We start from the raw sequence: 1,565 nt of genomic DNA on the forward strand, positions 1-1,565 counted from the left end.
CGGGCTTGGCGTCGGGGGCGGCTGTGAGGGTGATGGTGGCTGTGGTGGTTGTGCCGGTGGTGGGGGTTGCGGTGAGGCCCTGCGGGACCGTCAACTGCCATTGTGCCGGGCCGGGTTCGGAGAAGCTGAGCTTGACCGTGGCCTTCTCGCCGGGTTTCAGGGTGAGGGACGTCGGGGTGAAGGTGGCGTCCGGGCCGGGGGCGGGGGCGTTCTCCAGGGACGTGCGGAACAGGAACTGGTCCATGACGCCGGGGGAGATCTGCTGGGGGACCGCGTCGAGGGCCTTGCGCTCGGACTGGAGGCGGTTCCAGAGGCGGGAGACGGCTTCCGTGTCGCCCTGCCGGTGCGCCAGCAGCAGGTCGATGGCGGTGAGGCCGGCGCTGCCGTACGAACCCAGCTTGTCCAGCCAGGCCGAACTCTCCTTGAGGAAACCGGGGTTGGCGAGGTGGGCGCGCAACTGGGCGGGGGTTGCCGCCATGTCGGTGAAGTAGGCGCGCAGAGCCGCCGTGGCCCGCTCGCCGTACCCGTCGCGGAAGTCCGCGATCAGCTTCGTCAGGGTGGGGGACTCGGTGGTGTTCAGCGCCGAGGAGTACTGGTTCTCCGCGAAGATCCGCAGCCATTTCTCCGCCGCCGGGCCCGCGAGGTCGCGGACCGAGGCGAGGAACGCCCTGTGGGGGTCGTACGCGTGCGGGTTCCAGAGGAAGTCCGCCGAGGTGAACAGGGCCAGCTTGCTGGCCTCCGCCTGCACCATCGGGTTGGCGGTCACGCCGACGGCGGCGGTCGGCACGCCGGGCTCGCGGCCGTTGTAGGGGCCGAGGAGGAGACGGCTCGTGACGTAGTCGTTCACCGGGTAGTTGTCCCAGATCAGGACGGGATGCCCGTACACCTCGCGGGCCTGCTCGGTCTGGGCGGTGGTGATCACCGGAGGAATCGTGGCCGTGCCGGTCCACTCCACGACGACGTCCTTGCCGAGCCGCTCACGCAGCGCCGTCTTGTACGGGCTGTCGGCGAGGTCGGAGTACTCGGTGGGGACCATCTCCAGCGGGCCGAGCCCCGAGCGGCCCTCGCTGAACGCCGTCCACGCCTCGTTGAGCAGGTACGACTGGGCCGTGCCCGCCGCCGCGCCGCCCGTACCGAACCTGGTCTCGTCGGCGGCGCAGTTCCACTTCGTGTAGCTGATGTCGTCCAGCGGGATCGCGAACGAGCGCACGCCGATGTCGTACAGCGACGCGAACTTCCGTACCAGCGCCGCGATGTCGTCCGGCGAGGAGTAGCAGACCGACAGGCCCGGGGAGAGGGCGTAGGTGAAGCGGACGTGGTTCTGCGCCGCCCTGTCCACCAGTTCCTTGAGGGTCGCGAGCGCGGCGGGCGGGTACTCGTCCCGCCAGCGTGCCCTCAAGTAGGCGTCGTTCTTGGGGGAGTAGACGTATACGTTCTGCTTCGTGCGGCCGTAGAAGTCGAGTTGGGCCAGGCGCGCCGCGTGCGACCACGGGGTGCCGTAGAAGCCCTCGATCACGCCCCTGAGCTTCGTCGTCGGCCAGTCCTTCACCGTGACGTCCGCCAGC

At 69.7% G+C, this 1,565-nt stretch carries 1 protein-coding gene; it reads right to left on the reverse strand.

What is annotated here, in order from left to right; translation table 11 throughout:
- A partial coding sequence (locus AOK24_RS36660) for a protein O-GlcNAcase (RefSeq protein WP_338060970.1) occupies window positions 1–1,549 on the reverse strand: 1,549 nt, incomplete at its 3' end.
- Window positions 1,550–1,565 lie beyond the last annotated feature (16 nt).

It is taken from the genome of Streptomyces niveiscabiei (genome assembly GCF_001419795.1).
GTDB classification, from domain to species: domain Bacteria; phylum Actinomycetota; class Actinomycetes; order Streptomycetales; family Streptomycetaceae; genus Streptomyces; species Streptomyces niveiscabiei.